2 protein-coding genes are annotated in these 471 nt (G+C 43.1%); both read left to right on the top strand.

Annotation, left to right across the window (positions count from 1 at the left end; all coding sequences use genetic code 11):
* A partial coding sequence (locus tag GFC01_RS18050; protein ID WP_152948503.1) for a LysM peptidoglycan-binding domain-containing protein occupies positions 1-190 on the top strand: 190 nt, incomplete at its 5' end.
* Positions 191-305: 115 nt separating this feature from the next.
* Positions 306-471 (top strand): DUF2663 family protein (locus GFC01_RS20280; RefSeq protein ID WP_423244417.1); only part of this gene is annotated, 166 nt, incomplete at its 3' end.

Genomic DNA, 471 nt, shown 5'->3' on the forward strand with positions numbered 1-471 from the left:
GAAAAAGAAGCAGGAAGAAAAACCAGTTCGTGTCGTGCAGCACACCGTTGGTCCAGAGGAAAACCTGTATCGAATTTCAATGAAGTATTACAAAAACCGTTCGGGTGAAGAGAAAATTAGAGCCTATAATCATTTGAAAGGTAACAGCGTGTATAGTGGTCAAGTGCTGAATATTCCACTAGAAAACTAATCACCTGACATGAATGAAGAAGCACGCACATACATATGTAGAAAAAAGGGACAGGGTGTATGTGATGACATTGCACGCAATCAGCCGATATATGGATCAGCCGACACGGAAAATGATGGAAACATTGATCAAAAGAAAGCATAAATATGAGGGCTTTGCCAAGCAGTGCAAAAGATGGCAATGGACAGCCCTTCTATCGCTGGCCATTCTTTTGTTTTATTTTGTGATCACGGCAAATGCGGGAGGCGGCTCGCTTCAGCCGGAAGCCATGATTGCAACAC

The sequence above is a fragment of the Desulfofundulus thermobenzoicus genome, assembly GCF_009428905.1.
Taxonomy (GTDB): Bacteria; Bacillota; Desulfotomaculia; order Desulfotomaculales; family Desulfovirgulaceae; genus Desulfofundulus_A; species Desulfofundulus_A thermobenzoicus.